Raw genomic sequence first — 24,875 nt, 5'->3', positions numbered from 1 at the left:
TCCAGTTCCTGATGCCGCTTCCCGTCCGCGCCTCATCCGCACGTCTCACCCTGCTCACAGCCCTCCTCCTGTCCTGCACCCTCACATCCGCACACGCCGCACAAGACCAGACCACACAGGGTCCGGTCACACAGGACATGGTGCAGACCGGAAGCGACATTCCGAAAAAAGTGACATTCCCGGACCAGGGAAAGGACTACATCCGCAAGGAAGTCATGATCCCGATGCGGGACGGCGTGAAACTCTTCACCGTCATCGTGATCCCCAAAGGCGCGAAAAACGCCCCGATCCTCCTCACACGCACGCCCTATAACGCGGGACAGCGCCTCAACCGCATCCATGCCGCCCCCACCATGCGCGCCCTCCTGCCACAGGGCGACGACGTCTTCGTGGAAAGCGGCTATATCCGCGTGTTCCAGGATATCCGCGGCAAATACGGCTCCGAAGGCGACTACGTCATGACCCGCCCGCCGCGCGGCCCGCTCAACCCGACAGAAACGGACGAGACGACAGACGCCTGGGACACCATCGACTGGCTCGTGAAAAACACCCCGCAATCCAACGGACGCGTCGGGATGACCGGATCCTCCTATGAAGGCTTCACCGTCGTCATGGCCCTGCTGGACCCGCACCCGGCCCTTAAGGTCGCCGCCCCGGAAAGCCCGATGGTCGACGGATGGATGGGAGATGACTGGTTCCACTACGGCGCCTTCCGCCAGAGCAGCCTCGACTACTTCACAGACCAGATGACCGTGCGCGGAGAAGGCAACCCCATCCCCCGCATCAGCGCCGATGACTACACGAACTTCCTCCAGGCCGGCTCAGCCGGAGCCTTCGCCACAGCCGCAGGCCTCGACCAGTTCCCGTTCTGGCAGCGCATGCACGCGCACCCGGCCTATGACGCCTTCTGGAGCGGACAGGCCCTCGACAAACTGATCGCGCAGAAAAAACCCGCCGTGCCCATGCTCTGGGAGCAGGGACTGTGGGATCAGGAGGATATGTGGGGCGCCATCCACGCCTGGCGCGCAATCAAAAACGCCGGAGACACCACACCCAACACACTCGTCATGGGACCGTGGAGACACAGCGGCGTCAACTATAACGGCTCCGAACTCGGAAACCTGAAATTCGAAGGCGATACAGCCCGGCAGTATCGGGAAACCGTATTCCGCCCCTTCTTTAACGCCTATCTCAAGCCCGGCTCCCCGATGGTGCACCTGCCGGACGCCATCATCTACAACACCGGCACGCAGAAATGGGACAGATTCCCGAAATGGCCCGCCGCCACAGCCCTCACACCGCTGTACATGTCGGAAAATAACGGCCTGTCCTTCTCACACGCCGGAAATGACAGCGCCGCCTCCTATGTCTCGGACCCGGCACACCCGGTCCCGTTCCTGCACAGACCCTATGCCTTCTCAGACTCAGCCCGCTGGAAACCCTGGCTGACCGAAGACCAGAGAGAGGCGGAATCCCGCCCCGATGTCCTGACCTGGGAAACCCCGGTGCTCGATCACCCCGTCGCCGTAAGCGGCGTCCCGGTCGCGCAGCTCTACGCCGCCACGACAGGCACGGACTCAGACTGGGTCGTCAAGCTGATCGACGTCGCACCGCCGACAACGGCAGACACCCCGGCCGCAGGCGGATACGAACTTCCGATCTCCATGGACATCTTCCGCGGCCGCTACAGAAAAAGCTTCAAAAAACCCGAGCCCGCAGAACCGGGAAAGACGGAACTCTACCGCTTCGATCTCCCGCCGGTGAACCACGTCTTCCAGCCCGGACACCGCATCATGGTCCAGGTGCAGTCAAGCTGGTTCCCGCTCTATGACCGCAACCCGCAGAAATACGTGCCCAATATCTTCGATGCGAAGAAAACGGACTTCATTGCCGCCACGCAGACCGTGCACCAGGGCGGAAACACCGCCAGCGCCGTTCTGCTGCCGGTCGTGACGCAGGGAGAGAAATGATCATGGAAAAAGCTGTCCTGGGAGGCGGATGCTTCTGGTGCGTGGAAGCCGTCCTCAAAGATCTCGCGGGCGTGCACTCCGTAAAACCCGGCTATGCCGGAGGCCATGCAGATGCGCCCACCTATGAGCAGGTCTGCACGAAAACAACCGGGCACGCGGAGGTGGTGGACATCACCTTCGATCCCGAAATTCTGTCTTTTGCCGATCTGCTGAGAATCTTTTTCGTCACGCACGACCCGACCACACAGGACCGGCAGGGAAATGACGTCGGCCCGCAATACCGCTCGGTCATCTTCTGCGAAAACGAAGCGCAGATGGAAACCGCACGCGCCGTAAAAGCGGAGATCGAGGCGGAAAAAATATGGGATGCCTCGATCGTCACGCAGATCGAACCCGCAGCACATATCTGGCCCGCAGAGGCCTATCACGAGGACTATTTTGCCAGGAATCCGGCACAGCCCTACTGCGCCGCCGTCATCGCCCCCAAAGTCGCCAAAATGCGCAGGCATTTTTCCGAGCGACTGAAAAAAGGAGCGGAGACATAATGTCCATCCACGGCAACAAGGTCTTCCGGGCCCTGACAAAATACCAGCTCGCGGCAGATATCGAAGACTGGGGCTGGGAGATCGGAGACTACACCTACGGCAGGCCGCTCGTCCTGGAGCCGCAGCTCGCAAAACTGAAGATCGGCCGCTTCTGCTCCATCGGACCTGATGTCACCTTCATCCTGGGCAACCACAGGACAGACACCGTCACGACCTATCCCTTCGCGGAACTGAAAGACTTCTGGGACGCACCGGAAGATCTCGAAACCGACCACTCCAGCAAGGGCGATATCGTCGTGGGCAACGATGTCTGGTTCGGAGCCGGCAGCACCATCCTCTCAGGTGCCGTCATCGGAACCGGCGCGGTCATCGGTGCAGGCGCAATGATCCGCGGAGACATCCCGCCCTACGCCATCGTCGCGGGAAACCCCTGCCGCGTGATCCGCAAACGCTTCTCAGATGATCTGATCACCCGCCTCCTGGCAACGTCCTGGTGGGACTGGGACCGCGACAGGATCAGGGACAGCCTCTCCCTGCTGATGAGCGGCGATATCGAAGCCTTCCTCAGAAAGGCAGAATCATTCAGCGCGACGGACCATGCCCGTAAATCTCCCGCCAGTTAAAAACAGGGGAGGGATCAAGGTCGGAAACACCGTCATCCAGATGCAGAGAAGAAGGCGGAATGATCAGCCGCTGCTCAGCCCGTTTCATATTCTCATAATGATAATTCGCACCGTCCCGCTCCAGCCCGGCACGATCCTTCTCAAGCCGGCGCCGCATCTGCGCAAGGTCCCGCATCGGATAATGCCGCAGACAGAACGGCTCAGGCCATGGCGTGCCCTCAGGCGGATTGTGATTGAACACGCGGATATTGGTCGCCGATGCCCGCCACGCCCGGATGCGCGGCGCACAGTCCGGAAACAGCGCATAATGCCGGACACGCTTTACCGGGTCGGAAACAGCAGGATCATCCGCCGAGGTGAACCAGAAATTGAAATTATGAAACCGCACCCAGCTGTGTTCTGATTCCAGAACCTCCTCCACAAAGGAGGTATAAGGCCGGGACCGGTCCGGACCCTCAGGAATCTCATCCTGATCCGGCCACGTCACCCAGTCGAAAGACGCAACATGGCTGCGGAGCAGGTTTTCAGACATGGCCTGATACAGACCATAGAAATCAACCTCACGCGGAATGAACCGCCGCTCCCGGAAATACCTGTTATAACGATCAAGAACCTGCGGCGTCGTATCATCGGACCCGTGGTCCCAGACCACGATCTCATGACCGCTTTCCAGCAGCGCCTCTATGCTGTTCGCGAGAATATCCCCGTCATTATAACACAGAAGAACCCCCAGAAGCCGGGGCTTTCTCCTGCGAAAAAGACGTGACAGCAGCCGCACGGAAACAGAACCTAGCGGCAGACGCGCCGCGTGCCGTCAGAGGCGATATAGGTCACGGTCGAAGGATCAAAACACGCATTCGCCGTGCAGCTGTTGCCCGTACTGAGTGGCTGCGGATAATTCGTGGCAGATATCGCATTCGCCTCACGCGCAGCCGTACCGCACAGCGGCGTATCAGCCGGGGCCGACGGATCATTGACCAGCGTCACACCCGCAGGAGGCGGGGTCTCGGCAACGGTGCCCGGCGGGAAATCCTGCGGAGGAATGCGCGCCGCCTGCGCACGGGCCTGGTCCTGAGCCTGTGCGGCAGGAGCCTCAGCCGGCGCGTCTTCGGAACAGGCAGAAAGAAAGCAGCCGGCCGCAAGAGCCAGAGCCGGGAAAAACGAGCGCCGAAAAATCATGACGGAAGCTCCGGACATATTCCCGGACGGCCCGGGATCAGGCTGAAAAGGCTGAAAGAAAAAACGGCCTGCCGCAGAACGACAGGCCATCCGGTCTCAGGCGTTGCCGACAGTCTGCGGGAAACCGGCTTCCTGGCTGCGGCGGGCCTGCCACAGAGCCACAAAATCAATCGGCTGCAGAACAACCGGCGGGAAACCGCCATCGCGCGTCACGTCACCCAGAATATTGCGGGCATACGGGAAGATCAGACGCGGAACCTCAATCAGCAGCAGAGGCTCAACCAGCTCGGTCTGCGTTCCCGTCAGCGTCACGACCGCAGCATAGGTCAGCTCGGCAATGAACACCTTGCGACCGGCCGGACCGCCCTCGCTCTGCGGAGCCTCGTCAGCCTCTGCACGGATCGTCAGAGCAACCTCAAAAACCGGCTGACCTTCCTGAACTGGCGTGGCCTGCACGTCGATATTGACGGAAATCTGCGGGGGTGCCGTAAGAGTCGGGAAAATCGCAGCGCCGGCCGGAACCTCAAATGACAGATCCTTCGTATACTGAAGGTTGATCATCAGCGGCAGGGCAGGCGGTGCCGGAGTGTCGGGGGCAGGGGTGCCAGATGCGCTCATATCAGACAGATATCCTGAAAATAAGAAAACAGAAATTCCACCACAGGCGGTAGCATGGCCGGACGAAGACGCCAAGCACGCCTGCTCATCGCCGGGAAGGGTTAAAGAACCGCCAGGAACCGTTCTCCATACCCTCACCGGTCAGGGAAAGAAGAAAGGCCCAGTGAGATACCACCAGCGTCTCGCCATCCGCAGCCTCATCCGCACCCGCCTCAGCGCAGAACGCCCTGGCCCGCCGCTCGGTCTCACGCACCGGCTCGACACCCTCGGTCCACCAGTTCTCATCCAGACCGGAAAAATCCAGATCGGGCCAGCGCCCCTCAAGCTCCGAACGGGGAGAACCGATATCACACGAATAAAGCGCCCGCTCCCGGACCAGAGGCTGAATTCGCGGCGTCAGGCCCAGCTCCCGCGCCAGAGGCTGCGCGGTCTCGATCGCCCTGTGATAGGGAGACACAAGAATCCGGCCGATCCGATGCCCGGCCAGCACCGCAGGAAGCGCCGCGGCCTGAGACCGCCCCCGCGCCGAAAGAGGCGGGTCCGCAATCCCCGGATCACGACCCGTCAGGGTATAGAGACGGTTGAATTCGCTTTCGCAATGACGCAGCACAATCATCCAGTACACATAGGAAATAAGCCGCACAGGGAGCAAGTTCTCCGCCGTCAGGACAGCTCCGGCATTGTGCAGCACGCCCGCAGACCTTATGTTTTGCACAGGGGCAGGCAACCGTCAGGCCCCTTCGTGCGATTCTGGAGAGCGTCTGGTTCTTGATCCGGTCTGACCGGACCAGCGGGAAGATCTGAGATGAATGTAACCGGCGGACATTTTCCGTTTGATCTGATTTTTTTTGCTCTGGTCGCGGTGTTCCTCGTCCTGCGTCTGCGCAGCGTGCTGGGGAAGAAAGCCGGACTGCAGCCAGGGCCGGTCGCGCCTCCGCAGGCTCCGCAGCCTTCCCGGGGGGCTGCCGTCGTCGGTGGACAGAAACCCGCATCAGACGTCTCCACGAACATCCCGGCGCCCGCAACCCGCGTGGGACAGGAGCTAGGAACGCTCAGAAGCCTGGATCAGAGCTTCACGCCCGAGCAGTTCCTCAGCGGCGCTGAAGGTGCCTTCCGTCAGATCGTGACGGCCTTTGCCGCAGGCAACAGACCCGTCCTCCAGGAACGCCTGACCCCGGCCGCCTTTGCCGCCTTCGAGTCAGCCATCATCACACGCGAACAGGCAGGCGAGACGCAGAAAAGCGAAATCCGCAGCGTCCAGTCCATGGCGATCGAGGACGTCCGGAAAACGGACCTCGCAGCAGGAACCGGAGTGGCCATCGACGTGCGGATCGTCTCGGATCAGATCAGCCTCACGCTCGATTCCTCACAGCAGCCGGTCGCCGGAACGGATGCCGTCACGGAATTCTCCGATCTGTGGACCTTCGAGCGCCTCTATTCCGGAAGCACCGGCGGAAGCTGGCGCCTCGCAGCAGCCCGCAGCGCCTGAACGGAAAGCCTTTTTCCGAACCGACCATATCCCCGTGATGACACAGAGCAGCCGCCCGCAACGCTTCCGCGCCGGGCGACACCGGATCGTGCAGGGAGACAGCCTGCAGATCCTGCGCCGCATGCACTCAGGCACGATCGACGTGGTCATCACGTCACCGCCCTACAATATCGGCCTCGCCTATGAGAGCTACCAGGACAGCCTGACAGAAGACGGATATCTCGGCTGGATGGAAGACATCTGCGCCGCCATCCGCAAAATCCTCACCCCGGACGGCTCCTTCTTCCTCAATATCGCAGGCACCTCGGCACAGCCCTGGCTGCCCTTCGAGCTGGCAGTCCGCCTTCGGAAGCAGTTCGTGCTGCAGAACCACATCGTCTGGGTCAAATCCATCGCCGTGGACGGCAGCACGGTCGGACATTTCAAACCCGTCAACAGCCCGCGCTTCCTCAACCGCAACCACGAACACCTGTTCCACCTGACACTCTCGGGAGATGTCCGGCTCGACCGCCTCGCCGCAGGCGTGCCCTACAAGGACAAGAGCAATATCGCCCGCCGCGGACATGCCCAGGACCGCAGATGCCGCGGAGACACCTGGCTGATCCCCTATGAGACCGTCAGGAAAAAAGAACAGAAATTTCATCACCCCGGAACCTTCCCCGTGGCCCTGCCGGAACTCTGCCTGAAGCTGCACGGTGGGAACGCGGAAAAAGTCCTGGACCCCTTCATGGGAACCGGAACGACACTGATCGCGGCACAGCGCCAGGGGCTTACCGGGATCGGTATTGAAATAGACCCGCACTACGTCTCGGTCGCCCGCGCAAGGCTCGCCGCAGAACTGGCCGCCGCCCGATCCCCGCAGAACGTCTGAACGTATTTTTCGATCATTTGTATCAAAATAATCGTTTTGACGAATTCCCGCGGCCAGTACACTAAGAACGGACGCGAGGCATATCGCAGAACGGACCGGCACGGTCCGTGAAACAGAAAACGGGACACAGGAAACATATCGTGCTGAGACGGATTATTCTGGGGGCGATCGGTGCGGGCGTCATCGCCTATGGCGGTACGGTAGCGTACCTGACGCATTTCGATCACGAAGGCGCACCACGCATCGGAACGGCGGAAAAAGATCCGGTAGCCCGTGCCGCATTCGGCGTCATGGCCGAAGCCCGCTGCGACTACTGCCACGCAAAAGGCGTGAACCTGCCGTTCTACTTCAGCATCCCGGTCGCAAAACAGATCATGCAGCGCGATCTGACCCAGGGTCTGAGGCACTTCCGTATCGAGCCGGTCCTCAGCGCCATGCAGAAGGGAGAAGCCCCGCCCTACGAGACACTGTCCAGGATCGAGGAAGTCATCCGTCAGAACCGGATGCCCCCGCCGCAGTATCTCCTGATGCACTGGCACGCACATCTGTCGGAAGACCAGCGGAAAATCATGCTGGACTGGATCGCACAGACCCGTGCGAAATACTACGCAACACCCGGCGTTGCAGACCGCTTCCGCAGCGAACCCGTCCAGCCCGTCCCCGAATCCCTGGACGTGAATGCCGATAAGGTCGCCCTCGGACAGAAGCTCTTCTTCGACAAGAACCTCTCCGGCGACAACACGCTGAACTGCGCAAGCTGCCACGACCTGAACCGGGGCGGCGTCGATCACCTCGTCACGGCAACCGGAATCCACGGCCAGAAAGGCCCGATCAACGTCCCGACCGTCTATAACTCGGCCTTCAACGTGCTGCAGTTCTGGGACGGCCGCGCAAAAGACCTCCAGGATCAGGCTGCAGGCCCCGTCATGAACCCCCTGGAAATGGGCTCCCATAACTGGGAGGAAGTCGCAGGAAAACTGAAACAGGATCCGGACTACACAGCCGCATTCGGGAAAATCTATCCCGACCAGGAAATCGGCAAGGACACGATAACCAACGCCATCGCCGAGTTCGAGAAAACACTCATCACCCCGGACAGCCGCTTCGACGCCTGGCTCAAGGGTGACGAGAAAGCCCTCACGGCACAGGAAAAACACGGCTACGACCTGTTCAGAACCGTCGGCTGCTCAGGCTGCCACAGCGGACCCGCCGCCGGTGGCGGAGCGCTCGAGGTCATGGGTCTGGAAGGCGACTATTTCGCAGATCGCGGCGGAAAGCAGACGGATGCGGATGAAGGACGCTTCAACGTCACGAAAGACCCGCTGGACAGACACCGCTTCAAGGTGCCGACCCTGCGTAACGTAGAGCTGACAGGCCCCTGGTTCCACGACGGCAGCGTGAAAACCCTGCATGAAGCCGTCCGCAAAATGGCGATCTACCAGACGCCGGACAAATCCATCTCGGAAAAGGATGTGGACGACATCACGGCCTTCCTGAAAACGCTGACCGGAAAATATAACGGAAAGCAGCTCGGACAGGCAGAAAACGTCTCGCCTCAGTAAGAGGCAAAGGGAAGGGGGCATCACAGCCCCCTTTTTTCCTGAAACCTCGGATCAGTCCTGGAAAACGATATTGTCCAGAAGACGCACGGTTCCCTCGCGAACCGCCGTGATCATAAGATCGCCGGACCCGACATCCGAGACATCCTCAAACGTGTCAGCATCAACCAGCGCCAGATAATCCACCGCATCGCGGTAGTGAGTCGCCAGAACCTCAAGCGCCGCAGCTCGCAGCACTTCAGCCCGCCGTTCTCCGCCGGACCATATCTCCCGCGCCCGCACCAGAGCCAGAGAAATATCCGCAGCCCGCGCCTTCTGCTCATCCGTCAGATAGGAATTCCGGCTGGACATCGCGAGGCCACTGGCCTCGCGCATGATGTCACAGACGACGATCTCAACGGGAATGTTCAGATCACGGACAATCTGCCGGATCACGGCACATTGCTGCGCATCCTTCTGCCCGAAATAGGCCCGCTGAGGCTGCACGATCTGAAACAGCTTCGTCACGACCGTCGCGACACCCTCAAAATGCCCCGGACGCAGCCCGCCCTCAAACCGTTCCGCAACAGGCCCGGGCTGTATCACTGTCGCCCATCCCGGCGGATAGATCTCCCGCGCATCAGGCACGAACAGCATATCCGCCCCGGCCTCACGCAAAAGCTGCGTATCGCGCTCCAGAGCCCGCGGATAACGATCCAGATCCTCATTCGGACCAAACTGCGTCGGATTGACGAAAATACTGACAATAACGGAGCCGCACTGCTCCTTCGCCGTCCGCACGAGGCTCAGATGCCCCTCATGCAGGAACCCCATCGTCGGTACGAACCCCGCCTGGCCACAGTCCGGACGATGCGCCCGCACACCGGCAATCGAATTCACAACTTTCATGATTCCAGCACTTCCCGGAGAATCTCAGGGTCCATGGAGGAAGAGTTGGATTTCGTCGGAAATGTCCCCATCCGGACCGCCTCGGCATATTCCTTCAGACCGTCCTCAATCTGCCGCCCGATCGGCGCGAACACGGAAGCATGGCGCGGCGGACGCCCCTCAAACAGACCCAGCACATCATGCCAGACCTGAACCTGGCCATCACACCCGGCCCCGGCCCCGATCCCGATCACCGGAATGGTCAGAAGCCCGGCAATATGCGCCGCAAGCTCCGCCGGAACCACCTCCAGAACCACACCGAATGCTCCTGCCGCCTCCAGAGCCTGCGCATCGCGGATCAGCCGCCCCGCCGCCTCCGCGCCCTTCGCCTGAACCCGCAGACCGATCGTATGCTGGGACTGCGGCGTCAGACCAAGATGCCCCATCACCGGAACACCGGACGCCACAAGCGCCCGCACGGCCGGGAGAACCATCTCGCCCCCCTCCAGCTTCACGGCCGGGGCACCGCCCTCCTGCATCAGCCGCCGCGCGGTCTGCAGAGCTTGCGGAACATCGCCATAACTCAGGAACGGCATGTCCACGACAACCAGCGCCGAACGGCTCCCGCGCATCACGGCCCGGGCATGACCGATCATGTCATCCACCGTCACGGGAATGGTCGTGTCATGCCCGTGCACGACCATGCCAGCGGAATCCCCGACCAGAAGCACAGGAATCTCTGCCCGCTCCGCCAGCAGAGCCGACGGATAATCATAAGCGGTCAGCATGACGATCTTCTCGCCATCCTGCTTCATCTTCTGAAAATCGAAAATAGTCCTGCGCATCCTGTTCTCCTCCCCGGCAGTCTCCCGCCAGGCTGCAGTTATTTTTCAACCACGTCCGAAGTTGCCATAGCAGGAATGGCAAATTTCCACAGCACGACAGGCGGCTGAACCTGCGGATCGCCATGCGTGAACCAGGCCGAACGATCAAGCTGAGCCGCAGGAACATACAGCGTGCCATGCCCGTCCACAGCCAGCCCCCCGGGCCAGTGCAGACGCGGATCCGTAATCAGACGATGCGGAACACGCCCGGGCGTATAGCTCTCGATGCTGCCAGAGGTCACGTCAGACCAGTAAAGCGTCCCGTCCGGCCCGACCGTCATCCCGCCCAGAGCTGGCGTCTTGTACCACAGCGTCGCACTCTCCTCGACAGCCGCACCCGTAAAGCCGGAATCCTCCAGAGTCTCCGCACTCAGACGATACAAAGGCCCGGAATAGGGCTGGTAATACAGCCACCGACCATCAGGACTGATCGCCAGAAGAGAGGCATCCACCTCAAAAGGCCGTCCGTTCGCAGCCTTCACAATCCCCTCCGGCCCCGCAATCGGCTTCTGGGACGTCAGGGACGGATGCATCTCCAGACGACGCTCCGCCACGCCCGTATCAAGATGAACAAGAACAATGGCAGCAGACCCGGAATCCAGAACATAGGCGCGCGTGCCGTGAATCTGAATCGCACTCAGAAAACTCTCTGGCCGGAGCGCCGTATCCCTGATCGTCACCGTCTGCACGACACTGCCCGAGGCCGGATCGAACCGGATCAGACGCGGCAGCGCAACCCGCGCGGTCCCGTCGCGGGACGGCCGCCCGCTGTCCAGAATCCATAACGCCCCGTCAGGCAGAACCGTCATCGCAGTCACGGAGACAAAACGCCCCGAAGGATCACCGCCCGCCGCATTCCAGGCCGCATCCGGAAAGGGAGACAACGCCCCGTCACGCCCCAGAAGCTGAAGCTGCGGCCCCGTATTCCCCGGCCATACAGGCGAGAGAATCAAAATATCCCCGGACGGCAGAGCCGCAACGGACTCCCATATCTGCCCCGACGAGTGTGCAGCCTCCGTCAGGGCCGACGCCCCAAGAAGAGGCTTCGGCGGCATGGGCACCGCCGAAGCAGGCATGATCCCCACAACAGCAGCACAGGCCGCGGCCGCACAGATCACGGCCGCACGGCCCGCAGGGGAGCGCGCCCGAAGGGCAGGGAAGGGCAGCAGGCCGGAGCGGCCTCGAAAGGAAAAGCGGAACATGAAAGACATTTTCCGCCCGACACGCGCACCTTGCAAGTATCGTCTGCCCTTGCCATTTCGCACATCCTGTCCCATGTGCAGAGACAAATCAGGACCGTGCCCGTCCGTGATCAGCCCCGAACGAACCCGGAGCCGCAGCGGAGCAGCCAGGGAGACCAGCCGCCATGTTCATCGAAACCGAAAGCACACCCAACCCCGCAACCCTGAAATTCCTCCCCGGCCGTGACGTCACGGGAGACCAGGGAACCATCGATTTCGTCAGCCCCGATTCCGTTGCGGGCCGCTCCCCCCTCGCAGAGGTGCTCTTCGATCTCCCCGGCGTCTCCCGCGTCTTCATGGGCTCCGATTTCGTCTCCGTCACCAAATCGGATGAGGCAGACTGGGCAGAGCTCAAGCCGGAAATCCTCTCCACGCTCGCGGATCACTTCGCCGCAGGACGCCCCTGCGTAGAGGACAGCCAGGCCGTCACTGAAGACCCGATCCTTCCGGGGGACGAGGAAATCGTCCAGCAGATCAAGGAACTCCTCGACACCCGCGTACGCCCCGCCGTCGCCGGAGACGGAGGAGACATCGTCTTCCGCGGATATCGCGACGGCGTCGTGCGGCTGACCATGCAGGGCGCATGCTCCGGATGCCCCTCCTCAGGCGCCACCCTCAAACACGGCGTCGAGAACATGCTGCGGCACTACGTCCCCGAAATCGTCTCGGTCGAGCAGGTGTTCTGAAACACACCCCTTGAGTTTCCACCCCGCCGCGTCCTATCTCCGCAGGATGCGGCCGGGAGCGGAAACACACACCCGCCGCAATAACGGCGGGAGAGCAGAATGACACCGGTGGACGATAACGCGCTCGACAGCCTGTTCCGGCAGGCCCGTACCCCGCAGCGCTGGACAGACCAGCCGGTCCCGCAGAACCTGCTCCAGGATCTCTACGATCTCGTAAAACTGGGACCGACCTCAGGCAACTGCCAGCCCGCCCGCTTCGTGTTCCTCACGACGGACGACGCAAAACAGCGCCTCAGACCGGCCCTCTCCGCAGGCAATATCGAAAAAGCCATGACAGCCCCCGTCGTGGTGATCGTCGCGCACGATCCGCTCTTCTTCGAACAGCTCGGGCAGCTCAATCCCGAACCCGCCCTGCGCGACTGGTTCGCCGCAGATGTCGGCCTCTCGGAAGAAACCGCCCTGAGAAACGGCACCCTCGCCGGAGGCTTCCTCATCCTCGCCGCCCGCGCGCTGGGGCTCGACGCCCTCCCCATGTCAGGCTTCGATCAGATGGCCGTGGAAAACACCTTCCTCAGCACATGGAACTGGCGCGCAAACTTCCTCGTCTGCCTCGGCCATGCAGACCCGACAGACATGCCGCCCCGCGCCGCCCGCCTGACATTCGAAGAAGCCTGCCAGGTCCTCTGATGCCCGGCCCGCAGACAATCCTGATCCTGGACGCATCCTCACTCACCCCCCACGCCCGCGCCGCAATGCTGATCAGTCAGGATCAGTCCCTCACCACACACATCATGCGGGAAGAGGCCGGGCACGACGGAATCGCACATCTCCCGCAGCTCGCCGCCGCCTGCCTGGAAGAAATCACACCGGACCTGATCGCCGTGCTCACCGGCCCCGGTTCCTTCACCGGCCTGCGCACCTCCTGCGCCCTCGCGGAAGGTCTCGCGCTCGGAACAGGCTGTGACGTCACCGGCCTTTCAAGAGGAGAAGCCCTGGCCGAAGCACTGCACGCACAGGCACAGGATAACGGCCTGGACGGCTGGATCTGTCTCAGCACGGCAAGGCAGGGACGGTGGTTCATCGAAGGCGCCTCCCTCAGGGACGGCCCCCTCACACCCGAAGCCAGCCCGGCCGGAACATGGGAACCCCCGCCAGGCCGCTGGTTCATCGCAGGGGATGCAGACGGAAACGACCTGACCACCCGCTTCCCCGGCCGTATCACCCTCTCGGGAAGAACCGCCCCGGAGCCGCAGGAAATCGCCCGCGCAGCCCTCACGAAATACGACAGCGGAGACAGAACCCGCCCGGTCCTGCCGCTCTATATCGACCCGCCGGAGGCAAAACTGCCCGCCGGAGGCCTCCGGCCCCGCCCGGTCTGACCCCCGCACCGCACATGCCCGTCTTCCTCTCAGCCCTGTCCAGTCATTTTCCGCCGGAAACCGGAGCCGCCCTCGCACGGATGCACCAGGACATGTTCGTCCGCGCAGAACAATGGGCGGAAAAAGACTTCACGGACATGCTGAACATGCCCGGCAGCGCAGTCTGGCTGGCCCGGTCAGGGGAAACGGAGGAGACAGCAGAAGATGCAGGATTCCTCCTCGCCCGCGCCGTCGCCGATGAAGCCGAAATCCTCACATTCGGCATTCGCCCGGACTTCCGCCATAACGGCATCGCCCGGACCCTGCTCTCCGTATTCGCACAGGACATGCAGACGCTCGGCGTGACACGTCTCCTGCTGGAGGTTGCCACCCGCAACACCGCCGCCCGCACGCTTTACGAACGCGACGGCTATACCGAAACCGGATACCGCCGCGCGTATTATCCGGACGGGGACGATGCCCTCATCCTGTGCCGCCTGCTTACCTGACCGCAGGTGCTGCCGAAGCCGGGGCGGCAGGAGCAGTCAGGTCAGACGCCGCCGCCGGCGCGGCATCCTTCGGAACAACGCCATAAATGGCCTCAGGAGTCTGGGACGGCTCGGACGGAGAATAGAACCCGGAAACACCAAGGCCGGAAGAACGGATATGCTTCATGCTGGTCACAGGCTGACGCAGACACCCGCGTAACAGAGGCTCGCAGATACCATCCGTCCCGATCTCCATATCGGTCGATCCGTTATAATGCAGGGAACTCACCCGGCCCTCATCGATACGGAAAACCGCAATGCAGAAATGCCCCTTGCCGTTATAGGAGATCTGGGAAATCCCGAACGGATTGATCGAGATATCCCCGGTCGTCTCAGGCTTGTAGACATATTCCAGAATCTGAACCGTATCGCTGATCTTCTCACGCTTGTCAGGAAGTCCCGCACAGGCCTCCAGATCCGTCAGCGTCGTCCCGATCATGCTGACCTGAGCCTGATGCGCGGAGCGCGAATGGAAATAGCCACAGGAAGACAGAAGAGGAAGACAGAAAGACAATGAAAGGAAAGCAGCCAGCCTGTTGCGAAACACCCGAATCAGATCCTTCTCCCCGCAGGAAAAGAAGCTTTAGGTGACTTCGCGAAAAGGCGCAAAGCCCGGCAGAAATCCGCCCCTCAGGTCTCGGAAGCTTCCTTCAGGGATTTCAGGCAGAAACTGACCTTTTCCTGCTCCTCCGCATGGGCCGGATGCATACTGGACAAAGCCCTCAGCGTCCTGTGACGCCACAGCTCAGGCTGATGCACAGGAGAACAGACCCGCGCAAGATACTCCTCCCGCGCAGACGGCGGAACCGCCTCCAGCGTCGCATGCGGGTTGAGAGGCAGAGCCGTGTTCAGCGCCCCGAGCAGAGACTCCCCCGTATGCACGCTCACGGCCGGCATCAGCTCAGGAACCAGCTTCTCCCAGTTGCCCCAGCCCGACGCCACGGCCCTGCGAAGACGGGACCACTCATTCTCCTTCGTCAGAGCCTCAGCCGCAGCCCGTGCGCCATGCCGGTGAATATACTGCTCGATCTCGCTGGCCTGAACGAAATGAGCGGACAGACCGCTGTTCTGCGCCCGGCTCTCACGAACGGTTAAGGCACTCGCAGCAAGCACGGAAAAAGTCACAGCCATGATCCCGCCCAGGAGGTTGCGGGGCAGGAGAGGGGAGCCTATACCGCCACGGTCCGGACGGTGCCGCTCCGGGGTATGTTTCTCAGACCGGCTGGCTGCAATGAACTGGGCAGTGCCGGTGATGTCTGGAGTCGCGCTCATGAGCACAATTACCTCTTCTGAAGTCACTCGCCTTCAGACCTGTCTGCGTCGTCTCCTCGGGTCTTCCGGCCTGACTGTCAACCCGCCGCCGCGGGCCGGTCTGTCCGTGGAAATCGCCGTGAACGGAGAAGTGATCGGAACGGTCCACAAGGATGAGGACGAAGGTGAGACGTCCTACGCAATCAATATCATCGTCCTGGAAGAAGATCTCCCGGCCGAAATCTCACGGAAGTAACAGCATCAGGGCAGGCGGAGCGCCACTCCTCCCGCCCGGAAGCCGGAAAAAGAAAGCTCTCAGGCCCCGCGTCCGGCCCCGGCCTGATCCTTCCCGGCAACGACAGGCCGCGCCACGGGAAGATCCACACGGGTCAGCTTCCAGCGCCAGCCCTCGATCTTCAGCTGAATGCCCAGAGGCGTCTCCTTCTCATGACCGGGAAGAACGACACGCGCCTCAAACACGTTATAGCTCGAAAACCGCCCCGAGGCATGCTGCAGAACGGACAGAACCGTACCGCTGCTCACGGCCTGCGCACCGATCCCGTCGGGAAAGATCTGCCCGACAACAGACCCGATATTCTCCTGCGTCAGACGATGATCGATCGCGCTCGACACAGCCGCCACGGCAAAGGAAGACCCGAAATCGGGAAGCTCATCCGAAGGCGGAGACATATCCAGATTAAGACCGGCCAGAATCTGCTGCTTGAGACAGGAGTCCAGAGACCCCCAGTTGATCGAACGGCCAAGCCCTTCCATATTCCCCGACTGAATCGCAGCCGAGATATTCCACAGAGTGATGAGAGGAGAGGCAAGGAAAAGAACAAAGGCACAGACAAAAGACGCAAGGCAGAGCCTGCGTGCCCTGACCCTGAAAACTGCAGGCGCAGAGACCCTCGCGGTTGTTATGTCGGCAGGTGCGGTGATAGCAAGAGCGCCGGACATAGCCTTTCTTCTCCTTACTTCAGGGCCTCCAAGCTATCTACCATGCGCATTCCAGACATGCACCAGATTTCTGCGCCGGAATGCCCCTGATCGTAAAAAAGTCATAATCGGGACACCGGCATGCAGCTGAACGAAGATCAGATCACACGATACTCCCGCCACATCCTGCTCCCCGAAGTCGGAGGAACAGGCCAGGAAAAGCTGCTCTCCTCCTCCGTCCTGATCATCGGCGCAGGCGGGCTGGGCTCCCCCGTCGCGCTGTATCTCGCCGCAGCAGGCGTCGGACGCCTCGGCCTTGCCGATGACGATCACGTGGATCTCTCCAATCTCCAGCGGCAGATCCTCCACACCACGGCCCGCGTCGGAGATAAAAAGACCGACTCCGCCCGGGACGCCATCACAGCCCTGAACAGCGATGTCCGCCTCGATCTTATCCCGCACAGACTGACAGACCCGGCGGAACTCAGACGCCTGATCCGCAGCTACGACATCGTCTGCGACGGCAGCGACAATTTCACCACGCGATACCTCGTCAGCGATGCCTGCGTTGCTGAAGGCAAATCCCTCATCTCAGCCGCCGTCCGCCGCTTCGAAGGCCAGCTCATGGCCTGGAAACCCGGAACCGGCTGCGGGTGCTACCGCTGCATCTTCCCCGAACGGGACGGCACGGAAGGCGAGCTCACCTGCAGCGAGGCAGGTGTGTTCGGAGCCGTCACAGGCGTAATGGGCACGCTCCAGGCATCGGAAACCCTCAAGGAACTGCTCGGCATCGGAGAAACCATGGCCGGACACCTCCTGATGTGGGATGCCCTGGACATGCGCTTTACAACCCTGCAGACGCGTCGCGACCCCGATTGCCCGGCCTGCGGAAAGACGGAAGAGCAAAAGCAGCCCTGAAGCGCGGCTTTCCGCTCCGGAACGGAAAAAAATATCGCCAACGACGCAGAAAGAGCACAAAACCACTTGCCCGGGACCGCACGGATTGGCACGGATGCGGACCATGAACGCCCTGTCCCCGCTCCGCCTCGCTCTGGCGCTGGCCCTGATGCCGGCACTGCCCCCCCTCGTGCTGTCCGCGGCCCAGGCCCAGGAACACAAAACGGCAGCAGGGAAAGAGCACCCGCATCCCCACCATAAGAAGGACGGGGAAAAGAAAGGCGCCTCATCCGTAAAGGCGGCAAAGAAAGACAGCGAGGCCGCGGCAAGGAAAAAAACCGCCGTAAAAAAGAAGCACGAGGACAAGGTGAAGGAGGAGCACAAATCCTCCGCGGCGCACCACAAGGACGCAAAACCGGCGCACCATAAAAAGCCCGCCACCCCGCACGCCGCCGCACGCACTGCAGCGCCGCAGGCAGCCACACCGCCCGCCGTCACCGCCACCCCGCTGGCGCCGCAGCCCGGTGCCGCACAGCCCGGAACGGCAACGCCGGAAAATCCGGACGTGCCCCCCGCAGATGCCCGGGACCTGAAAAAAGGCAGCAACACCGGTCTGCCGCTGCCCCGCTTCGCCGCCTTCCGTGCCGATGAGGTCAACATGCGTGCCGGACCAGGCCAGCGCTACCCGATCCAGTGGGTCTATCACCGCCGCGGCCTCCCCGTGAAAATCACCCGCGAGTTCGATATCTGGCGTCTGGTGGAAGACGCGGACGGAATCCAGGGATGGGTTCACCAGGCCACTCTCGTCGGCGCACGCGATTTCGTGATCCCCGGAACACAGAAGGAAACCGCGGCAGATCCTAAGAATCCGCCCCGCCACATGGAACCCGTTGTAACGGGGTACGTTACCGGGCAGACAGACATGTCGCACTATCCGGGTGCCGTCATCCTCCGCTCCGCAGGAGAAGATACGGCCTCAGGCGTCGCCGTCCTTCTGCCGGGAACCGTCGGAACCATAAAAACCTGCGCCGCCGGAGCGGCGTGGTGCCAGGTATCGGTAAAGCAGTATGCCGGATGGGTGCGTCGCAAGGAGATCTGGGGTCTCCTCCCGGACGAGGCCCTTCAGCCGTCCTGACGGCTGATGCGTCCCCGACGGAAAGGAAGGCCGGGAAGGACAGGGAATGAAAAAAGAAAAAAGTCCGATCACACAGTACCGGACAAAAATCGTCGCCACACTCGGCCCGGCCTCCTCAACGGAAGACGTGATCCGCGACCTGGTCATCGCCGGAGCGGACGTCTTCCGCCTCAACTTCTCCCACGGCGCCCACGAGGACCACGCGGAACGCTACCGCACCATCCGCAAGGTAGAGGAAGAACTCGGATGCCCGGTCGGAATCCTCGCGGATCTCCAGGGACCGAAACTCCGCGTCGGAACCTTCCGCGACGGGGAAATCACACTGGAGGAAGGCCAGCCCTTCCGTTTCGATCTCGATAAAACACCCGGCGACAAAACCCGCGTCTGCCTCCCGCATCAGGAAATCATAGACGCGGCCAGTGAGAGCACGACCCTGCTGCTCAACGACGGACGCCTGCGCCTGACCGTCACGAAAACCGGCCCGGACTTCATAGAGACAAAAGTCGTCAACGGCGGCCAGCTCAGCGACCGCAAGGGCGTCAACGTGCCCGACATGGAACTGGGCATCCCGGCACTGACGGAAAAAGACCGCAAGGATCTCGCCTTCGCCCTCGAACTCGGCGTCGATTTCGTCGCCCTGTCCTTCGTCCAGCGACCCGAAGACGTTCTGGAAGCCAGAGACATCATCGGCGGAAAAGCCTGGCTGGTCTCCAAACTCGAAAAACCCCAAGCCATTAAACGCCTCGAAGCCATCATGGAAGCCTCGGACGCCGTCATGGTCGCCCGCGGAGACCTCGGCGTCGAACTCCCGCCGGAAACCGTCCCGCTCGCACAGAAACGGATCGTCCGGCTGGCCAGACAGTCCGGAAAACCCGTCATCGTCGCAACCCAGATGCTGGAAAGCATGATTACGACCCCGGTGCCCACACGCGCCGAAGCCTCGGACGTCGCAACCGCCGTGTTCGACGGTGCGGACGCCGTCATGCTCTCCGCGGAATCCGCCGCAGGCGAATACCCGCGCGAAGCCGTCAGCATGATGAACCGCATCATCGGTGCAGTGGAGCAGGACGAAAGCTGGCGCAGCCTCATCCAGGCCGGATGCCCCGAACCGGAACGCTACGTCGCGGACGCCATCGCCGGAGCCGCGCACCAGGTCGCCCATACCCTGAACGCCGCCGCCATCGTCGCCTTCACCAGATCCGGACCCACCGCACTGCGTATCGCCCGTGAACGCCCGGGCTGCACCATATTCGGCATCACACCAACACCCGAAACAGCCCGCCGCCTCGCCCTCGTCTGGGGCGTCCACCCGGCAATCAGCAACCCGGACACTCAGAAAGTCACGATGGAAAGCGTCGTAAGCGCTGCCATAAAAATCGTGTCGGAACACGAAAACATAAAGCCGGACGACACGCTCGTCATCGCCGCAGGTATGCCCTTCGGAGTCAGCGGTTCCACAAACACGCTGCGGGTTGTAACTATCCCCCGGGCGGCGGGCTGAACAGAACGCCCGTATATTTTTTGCGGAGGCCCGCACCAAAGGCCTCCGGACAAGGGGCAGGGATAAACGGGCGCAATGAACGCTGCACGACGCTACTTCGGAACAGACGGCATCAGGGGCACAGCCAATAAAGCGCCCATGACAGTGGACACGGCCCTCAGACTGGGCCAGGCCGCAGGTCTCCACTTCCGGCGCGGCGCACACCGCAACCGCGTCCTGCTCGGAAAAGATACCCGCCTCTCGGGATATATGATCGAATGCGCCCTCGTCTCAGGCTTCCTCTCGGCAGGGCTCGACGTCATCCTCGTCGGACCCATGCCAACCCCCTCGATCGCCATGCTGACACGCTCCCTGCGCGCGGATCTCGGAGTGGTCATCTCCGCATCACACAACCCCTTCGGCGATAACGGGATCAAGCTCTTCGGCCCCGACGGCTTCAAACTCTCGGACCGCACCGAACTCGATATAGAAACCCTGATGGATACGGACCTGTCAGACAGGCTGGCCGCCCCGGACCAGATCGGCAGAGCCTCCCGCCTCAACGACGCCGCCGGACGATACATCGAACAGGCCAAGGCCTCATTCCCGCGCGGCAGACGCCTCGACGGACTGAAAATCGCCGTGGACTGCGCCAACGGAGCAGCCTACCGCGTGGCCCCCACAGCCCTGTGGGAACTCGGCGCGGACGTCATCCGCATCGGCTGCGAACCCGACGGCGTCAACATCAACGAAAACTGCGGCTCGACACACCCCGAAACCCTCTGCCGCACCGTCGTCGAACACGGAGCAGATCTCGGCATCGCCCTCGACGGAGATGCGGACCGCATGCTGATCGTGGACGAAAAAGGCCAGCTCGTGGACGGAGACCAGATCCTCGGCGTCATCGCCCGCTCATGGAAAGCTGCAGGCCGCCTCGCAACAGACTCGGTCGTGGCAACCGTCATGTCCAATATGGGCCTGGAACGCTTCCTGGAAAGCCAGAACCTGAACCTCGTCCGCACAGCCGTCGGAGACCGCTACGTCGTCGAGAAAATGCGCGACCTCGGATGCAATCTCGGCGGGGAACAGTCCGGACACGTCGTGCTCTCGGACTTCAGTACAACCGGAGACGGCCTGATCGCCGCCCTCCAGGTCCTCGCCGTGCTGATGGAAGACGGACGCCCCGCCAGCGAAGTCTGCCGCGTGTTCAGCCCGTTCCCGCAGCTCCTGAAAAACGTGCGCTACACCGGAGAAAGCCCGCTGCACGACAGCCGCGTGAACGAGGTCAGGAAAAAAATAGAATCACGCCTCGAAGGCCGAGGTCGCCTCGTCCTGCGCGCCAGCGGAACCGAACCCCTGATCCGCGTCATGGTGGAAGCCGAAGACACGCAGCTCGTGGAGGAAACGGTCGAGGAAATGTGCAGCGCCCTCAGGGACGTATGCGTTGCGGCATAGGAGAAGTGTCACAACGGAGTATTGTAACATATCATTTCCAGCCTATATTCGGATCAAGCTCATTTTAAGGAAATGAAAACCATGCGCCTCTCATCATCCATCGCCATCGTGGCCGCACTCTCCTTCACCCCGGTCGCTGCCTCAGCCGAAGGCGTCATGCAGAAAATCCACGACAGATACGAGCAGGGCAGGGCAGACCACTCCTTCAGACATCTCTCAAAGGACGGTCAGCGCGCCATCGACGACATCCTCCAGGCCCGCGATCTCCTCGCCGCCGGAAAAACCACCCAGGCCGTCCCCCTGATCACCGATGCCGGTAAGCGCCTTGAAGCCGCAGGCAAGGCCCGCCTGAAATTCAACGCCGCAGAAGCCGCGCTGCACCGCGTTCCGCAGCATCCGGCCCCGGCCGGACACACCGCCACAACGCAGCCGACAGACTGGATCCCGGTGGGCGCTGAATTCATCGTGACAGATGAAATGGCCCCGGAGAAGAAAGCCGCACTGACAACGGCCAACACGCAGATCCGTCAGGGTAATACAGCCCAGGCCTCCCAGACCGTGCAGGTCGTCGGCCAGGATGCCGCCCTCATCATCGCACTGGCTCCGCTGCAGCAGACCCAGGGCGCAGTCAACCGTGCCGCAGCTCTGGCCGAGGGAGACGACGCCACCTCCGCCGCCGCCGCGCTCAGCTCAGCCCTGGACGGCCTCGTCTTCATCGCTGATGAGGAAGTGGACACGCTGGCCCCCGCCGGCAAAAACACAGGCACGAACACCGGTAAAAACACCGCCGCAAAGGCACCGGCAGCCCCCGCGCACGCCGCACCGGCCCCTGCCGCAAACTGACGACCGGACATCCCTGGCATGGCGCATCAAGCCGCCATGCCAGGGTAAAAACACGGGAAAAAGCATTCCCGCTCACCCGACAGTTTATTTGCAAGACGCATAAACGTGTTCCTATAAATACGGCCTGCCTCTGACCGGATCCTCCGGTAACTCAGAAAAGGAACAGGCCCCATGTTCACCTGCACCGGATACGCCGCAACAGCAGCAGACCGACCGCTCGCACCTTTCACATTCGAAAGACGCGATACCGGCCCGGACGATGTCAGGATCGACATCCTGTTCTGCGGCGTCTGCCACTCCGATCTGCACCAGGCTCGCAACGAATGGGGCGGCACGACATTCCCCTGCCTCCCGGGCCACGAAATCGTCGGACATGTCGTGGAAACCGGCGAAAACGTCCGGAAATTCCAGAAAGGTGACATGGTCGGCGTCGGCTGCATGGTCGATTCCTGCCGCGAATGCGAAAGCTGCAGAGAGGGGCTGGAGCAGTATTGCGAGGAAGGCTTCGTCGGAACCTATAACGGCAAGGACCGTCGCCACGGCGGAGACATCACGCTCGGCGGCTATTCCCGCAGCATCGTCACGGATCAGAGCTTCGTCCTCAGAATGCCGGTCCACCTCGATCCGGCCGCCCTCGCACCGCTCCTGTGCGCCGGAATCACAACCTGGTCCCCGCTGAAACGCTGGAACGCAGGCCCGGGAAAACGCGTGGGTGTGGTCGGTCTCGGCGGCCTCGGACACATGGCCGTCAAACTCGCCCGCGCACTCGGTGCCGAAGTCGCCCTGTTCACGACATCGGAAAGCAAGATCGCAGACGGCCTGCGTCTCGGCGCGCACGAAGTCATCCTGTCAAAAGATGACGATGCCATGCAGAAGCATAAAAACAGCTTCGACCTGATTATCGATGCAGTCTCGGCAAAACACGACATCAATGCATATCTCAGCCTGCTCAGACGCGACGGAACCCTCGTGCAGGTCGGACTGCCGAACGAACCGCTGCCGGTCGCAGTCTCCGGCCTGCTCAGAAAACGCAGGAATTTCAGCGGCTCCCTGATCGGCGGCATCGCGGAAACACAGGAAATGCTTGATTTCTGCGGCAAGCATAACATCACATCAGATATCGAGATGATCCGTATGGACGAGATCGAAACGGCCTATGAACGCATGCTCCGCTCGGATGTGCGCTATCGCTTTGTCATCGACATGGCAACAATGCCGGAGAAAATCTGAATTTTTCCTCTCGCCACATCCTGAAAGAAAGAAAAATAAATGTTCACAGGACTGCTGATCGAAAAAAACGAAGCAGGGGAATACGGCGTTTCCCTGCGCGAACTGGATGACACCATGCTGCCGGAGGGCGACGTCACGGTCCGCGTGGAATGGTCCACGCTGAACTACAAGGACGCCCTCGCCGTAACAGGGAAAAACCCCTCCATCGTCAGGTCTTTCCCGATGGTGCCCGGCGTGGACTTCGCCGGCGTCGTGGAAACCTCATCATCGCCGGAATTCAGCCCCGGAGATAAAGTCATCCTCAACGGATGGGGCGTCGGAGAAAAACACTGGGGCGGCCTCGCGGAAAAAGCCCGCGTCAGCGCAGACTGGCTGACCCCGCTCCCCGAAGGCATCAGCCCGAAAGACGCCATGTCCCTCGGAACGGCAGGCTATACAGCCGCACTGTGCGTCAACGCGCTGGAAGACCACGGCGTTACGCCCGAAAGCGGCCCTATCGTCGTCACGGGTGCCGCAGGAGGCGTCGGCAGCGTCGCGCTCATCCTCCTGTCCCGTGCAGGATACAAAGTCGCTGCCGTCACGGGACGCCCGGAAGAGGAAGAGTATCTCCGTACACTCGGTGCCTCGGAAATCCTCCCGCGCAGCCAGTTCTCAGAAAAGGGAAAGCCGCTCGAAAAAGCCCGCTGGGCCGGAGCGGTCGATGTCGCGGGCGGACAGATACTCGCAAATATCTGCGCCTCAATGGCCTATGGCGGCGTCGTGACAGCCTGCGGCCTCGCCGCAGGAATGTCCTTCCCCGCAACCGTCGCCCCCTTCATCCTGCGCGGCGTGACACTCGCAGGCATAGACAGCGTCATGTGCCCCGCACCCGTACGCAAACGCGCATGGGACAGGCTGGCCAGAGACGTCAATCCGGACAGACTGGCGCTGATGACAAAGGAAATCACCCTCCGTGATGTCCCCGAGGTCAGCAGGAACATTCTGGAAGGCACCGTCCGCGGACGGGTGGTCGTCAGTCTGAAGAGCTGAGAACAGACCGGACCGAGCGGAGAACGGCGCGCAGCGTATCCTCCGTCAGCCGGTCCGGCTCCTCGGTCTCAGCCAGAGGAGAAAAACAGTCCGCCAGAATAATACCAGTCGTTGCTTGCTGCAACCCATGCCAATATTGGTTCTCTACGTTGGCAGGAATACACATATCCCCTTATGA

The 24,875-nt window shown here is 61.8% G+C and carries 28 protein-coding genes; 18 read left to right on the top strand and 10 right to left on the bottom strand.

Going from position 1 to position 24,875, the window contains the following annotated elements:
- Positions 1-11 precede the first annotated feature (11 nt).
- Genes LOC54_RS00470 through LOC54_RS00460 form a run of 3 tightly spaced genes read left to right on the top strand, consistent with a single transcriptional unit; the run spans position 12 to position 3,138 of the window.
- Complete coding sequence (locus LOC54_RS00470; RefSeq protein WP_279311852.1) at positions 12-1,970, top strand: CocE/NonD family hydrolase; 1,959 nt, start codon at positions 12-14, stop codon at positions 1,968-1,970.
- A gap of 2 nt (positions 1,971-1,972) precedes the next feature.
- Positions 1,973-2,515, top strand: coding sequence for a peptide-methionine (S)-S-oxide reductase MsrA (gene msrA / locus LOC54_RS00465; RefSeq protein ID WP_279311851.1), 543 nt, complete (start codon positions 1,973-1,975; stop codon positions 2,513-2,515).
- On the top strand, positions 2,515-3,138 hold the full coding sequence (locus tag LOC54_RS00460) for a CatB-related O-acetyltransferase (protein ID WP_279311850.1): 624 nt from the start codon (positions 2,515-2,517) through the stop codon (positions 3,136-3,138). The genes msrA and LOC54_RS00460 overlap by 1 nt, the downstream gene beginning before the upstream one ends.
- Here the strand turns inward: LOC54_RS00460 and LOC54_RS00455 are convergent.
- From LOC54_RS00455 to LOC54_RS00440, 4 genes are all read right to left on the bottom strand, one after another.
- Complete coding sequence (locus LOC54_RS00455) at positions 3,098-3,916, bottom strand: glycosyltransferase family 2 protein (protein ID WP_279311849.1); 819 nt, start codon at positions 3,914-3,916, stop codon at positions 3,098-3,100. The two genes, LOC54_RS00460 and LOC54_RS00455, sit on opposite strands and share 41 nt — an antisense overlap.
- 11 nt (positions 3,917-3,927) lie before the next feature.
- Positions 3,928-4,317 carry a hypothetical protein gene (locus LOC54_RS00450; protein WP_279311848.1) on the bottom strand — a complete coding sequence of 130 codons (390 nt, stop codon included), beginning with the start codon at positions 4,315-4,317 and terminating at the stop codon, positions 3,928-3,930.
- Between the two features lie 96 nt (positions 4,318-4,413).
- Complete coding sequence (gene secB / locus LOC54_RS00445; RefSeq protein WP_279311847.1) at positions 4,414-4,935, bottom strand: protein-export chaperone SecB; 522 nt, start codon at positions 4,933-4,935, stop codon at positions 4,414-4,416.
- Positions 4,936-5,020: 85 nt separating this feature from the next.
- Positions 5,021-5,551: a histidine phosphatase family protein gene (locus LOC54_RS00440; RefSeq protein ID WP_279311895.1), complete on the bottom strand. Its 531-nt coding sequence runs from the start codon at positions 5,549-5,551 to the stop codon at positions 5,021-5,023.
- 189 nt (positions 5,552-5,740) lie between these two features.
- Between LOC54_RS00440 and LOC54_RS00435 the strand changes: the two genes are divergently transcribed.
- The 3 genes from LOC54_RS00435 (at position 5,741) to LOC54_RS00425 (ending at position 8,857) form a co-directional block, all read left to right on the top strand.
- Entirely contained in the window at positions 5,741-6,424 is a 684-nt protein-coding gene (locus LOC54_RS00435) for a Tim44/TimA family putative adaptor protein (RefSeq protein WP_279311846.1), read from the top strand.
- 37 nt (positions 6,425-6,461) lie between these two features.
- Positions 6,462-7,295: a site-specific DNA-methyltransferase gene (locus LOC54_RS00430; RefSeq protein ID WP_279311845.1), complete on the top strand. Its 834-nt coding sequence runs from the start codon at positions 6,462-6,464 to the stop codon at positions 7,293-7,295.
- Positions 7,296-7,438: 143 nt separating this feature from the next.
- Positions 7,439-8,857: a cytochrome-c peroxidase gene (locus LOC54_RS00425; RefSeq protein ID WP_279311894.1), complete on the top strand. Its 1,419-nt coding sequence runs from the start codon at positions 7,439-7,441 to the stop codon at positions 8,855-8,857.
- A gap of 51 nt (positions 8,858-8,908) precedes the next feature.
- On the opposite strand, the gene panC is transcribed toward LOC54_RS00425, so the two are convergent.
- The 3 genes from panC to LOC54_RS00410 are packed head-to-tail and all read right to left on the bottom strand — an operon-like array spanning position 8,909 to position 11,807.
- A complete protein-coding gene (panC, locus tag LOC54_RS00420) occupies positions 8,909-9,742 on the bottom strand; it encodes a pantoate--beta-alanine ligase (RefSeq protein WP_279311844.1) in 834 nt (277 codons plus the stop codon).
- The gene (gene panB, locus LOC54_RS00415) at positions 9,739-10,566 is read right to left on the bottom strand and encodes a 3-methyl-2-oxobutanoate hydroxymethyltransferase (RefSeq protein ID WP_279311843.1); all 828 of its coding nucleotides are present in this window, start codon (positions 10,564-10,566) and stop codon (positions 9,739-9,741) included. The genes panC and panB overlap by 4 nt, the downstream gene beginning before the upstream one ends.
- Before the next feature lie 38 nt (positions 10,567-10,604).
- Positions 10,605-11,807: an L-dopachrome tautomerase-related protein gene (locus tag LOC54_RS00410; RefSeq protein WP_279311842.1), complete on the bottom strand. Its 1,203-nt coding sequence runs from the start codon at positions 11,805-11,807 to the stop codon at positions 10,605-10,607.
- 164 nt (positions 11,808-11,971) lie between these two features.
- Here LOC54_RS00410 and LOC54_RS00405 point away from each other — a divergent pair, with 164 nt between their 5' ends.
- From LOC54_RS00405 to LOC54_RS00390, 4 genes are all read left to right on the top strand, one after another.
- Positions 11,972-12,532: a NifU family protein gene (locus tag LOC54_RS00405; RefSeq protein ID WP_279311841.1), complete on the top strand. Its 561-nt coding sequence runs from the start codon at positions 11,972-11,974 to the stop codon at positions 12,530-12,532.
- 99 nt (positions 12,533-12,631) lie between these two features.
- Entirely contained in the window at positions 12,632-13,219 is a 588-nt protein-coding gene (locus tag LOC54_RS00400; RefSeq protein WP_279311840.1) for a malonic semialdehyde reductase, read from the top strand.
- Positions 13,219-13,911 (top strand): tRNA (adenosine(37)-N6)-threonylcarbamoyltransferase complex dimerization subunit type 1 TsaB, encoded by a 693-nt coding sequence (gene tsaB, locus LOC54_RS00395; protein ID WP_279311839.1) that lies wholly within the window; start codon positions 13,219-13,221, stop codon positions 13,909-13,911. Before LOC54_RS00400 ends, tsaB begins: the two co-directional genes overlap by 1 nt.
- 14 nt (positions 13,912-13,925) lie before the next feature.
- Positions 13,926-14,399: a GNAT family N-acetyltransferase gene (locus LOC54_RS00390; protein ID WP_279311838.1), complete on the top strand. Its 474-nt coding sequence runs from the start codon at positions 13,926-13,928 to the stop codon at positions 14,397-14,399.
- Here the strand turns inward: LOC54_RS00390 and LOC54_RS00385 are convergent.
- Positions 14,392-14,985 carry a hypothetical protein gene (locus tag LOC54_RS00385; protein ID WP_279311837.1) on the bottom strand — a complete coding sequence of 198 codons (594 nt, stop codon included), beginning with the start codon at positions 14,983-14,985 and terminating at the stop codon, positions 14,392-14,394. The genes LOC54_RS00390 and LOC54_RS00385 overlap by 8 nt on opposite strands.
- A gap of 83 nt (positions 14,986-15,068) precedes the next feature.
- Positions 15,069-15,710: a hypothetical protein gene (locus tag LOC54_RS00380; protein ID WP_279311836.1), complete on the bottom strand. Its 642-nt coding sequence runs from the start codon at positions 15,708-15,710 to the stop codon at positions 15,069-15,071.
- Here LOC54_RS00380 and LOC54_RS00375 point away from each other — a divergent pair.
- Positions 15,709-15,945, top strand: coding sequence for a DUF3126 family protein (locus LOC54_RS00375; RefSeq protein WP_279311835.1), 237 nt, complete (start codon positions 15,709-15,711; stop codon positions 15,943-15,945). The two genes, LOC54_RS00380 and LOC54_RS00375, sit on opposite strands and share 2 nt — an antisense overlap.
- A 59-nt stretch (positions 15,946-16,004) precedes the next feature.
- Here LOC54_RS00375 and LOC54_RS00370 read toward each other — a convergent pair whose 3' ends face one another.
- Positions 16,005-16,649, bottom strand: coding sequence for a DUF2939 domain-containing protein (locus tag LOC54_RS00370; RefSeq protein WP_279311834.1), 645 nt, complete (start codon positions 16,647-16,649; stop codon positions 16,005-16,007).
- Between the two features lie 120 nt (positions 16,650-16,769).
- On the opposite strand from LOC54_RS00370, the gene LOC54_RS00365 reads away from it, so the two are divergent.
- The 7 genes from LOC54_RS00365 (at position 16,770) to LOC54_RS00335 (ending at position 24,697) form a co-directional block, all read left to right on the top strand.
- Complete coding sequence (locus LOC54_RS00365; RefSeq protein WP_279311833.1) at positions 16,770-17,546, top strand: molybdopterin-synthase adenylyltransferase MoeB; 777 nt, start codon at positions 16,770-16,772, stop codon at positions 17,544-17,546.
- A gap of 103 nt (positions 17,547-17,649) precedes the next feature.
- Positions 17,650-18,660: an SH3 domain-containing protein gene (locus tag LOC54_RS00360; RefSeq protein ID WP_279311832.1), complete on the top strand. Its 1,011-nt coding sequence runs from the start codon at positions 17,650-17,652 to the stop codon at positions 18,658-18,660.
- A gap of 46 nt (positions 18,661-18,706) precedes the next feature.
- Positions 18,707-20,161, top strand: a complete 1,455-nt coding sequence (pyk, locus tag LOC54_RS00355) for a pyruvate kinase (protein ID WP_279311831.1) — start codon at positions 18,707-18,709, stop codon at positions 20,159-20,161.
- A 75-nt stretch (positions 20,162-20,236) separates the two neighbouring features.
- Entirely contained in the window at positions 20,237-21,595 is a 1,359-nt protein-coding gene (gene glmM, locus LOC54_RS00350) for a phosphoglucosamine mutase (RefSeq protein WP_279311830.1), read from the top strand.
- A gap of 81 nt (positions 21,596-21,676) precedes the next feature.
- Positions 21,677-22,438, top strand: a complete 762-nt coding sequence (locus tag LOC54_RS00345) for a YfdX family protein (protein ID WP_279311829.1) — start codon at positions 21,677-21,679, stop codon at positions 22,436-22,438.
- A gap of 171 nt (positions 22,439-22,609) precedes the next feature.
- The gene (locus tag LOC54_RS00340; protein WP_279311828.1) at positions 22,610-23,668 is read left to right on the top strand and encodes an NAD(P)-dependent alcohol dehydrogenase; all 1,059 of its coding nucleotides are present in this window, start codon (positions 22,610-22,612) and stop codon (positions 23,666-23,668) included.
- 39 nt (positions 23,669-23,707) lie between these two features.
- Complete coding sequence (locus LOC54_RS00335) at positions 23,708-24,697, top strand: oxidoreductase (protein WP_279311827.1); 990 nt, start codon at positions 23,708-23,710, stop codon at positions 24,695-24,697.
- Positions 24,698-24,875: the final 178 nt, after the last annotated feature.

Origin of the sequence: Acetobacter sp. AN02 (genome assembly GCF_029759835.1) — a bacterium.
Classification (GTDB): Bacteria; Pseudomonadota; Alphaproteobacteria; order Acetobacterales; family Acetobacteraceae; genus Acetobacter.
This window is presented reverse-complemented; position numbering and strand designations above follow the sequence as displayed.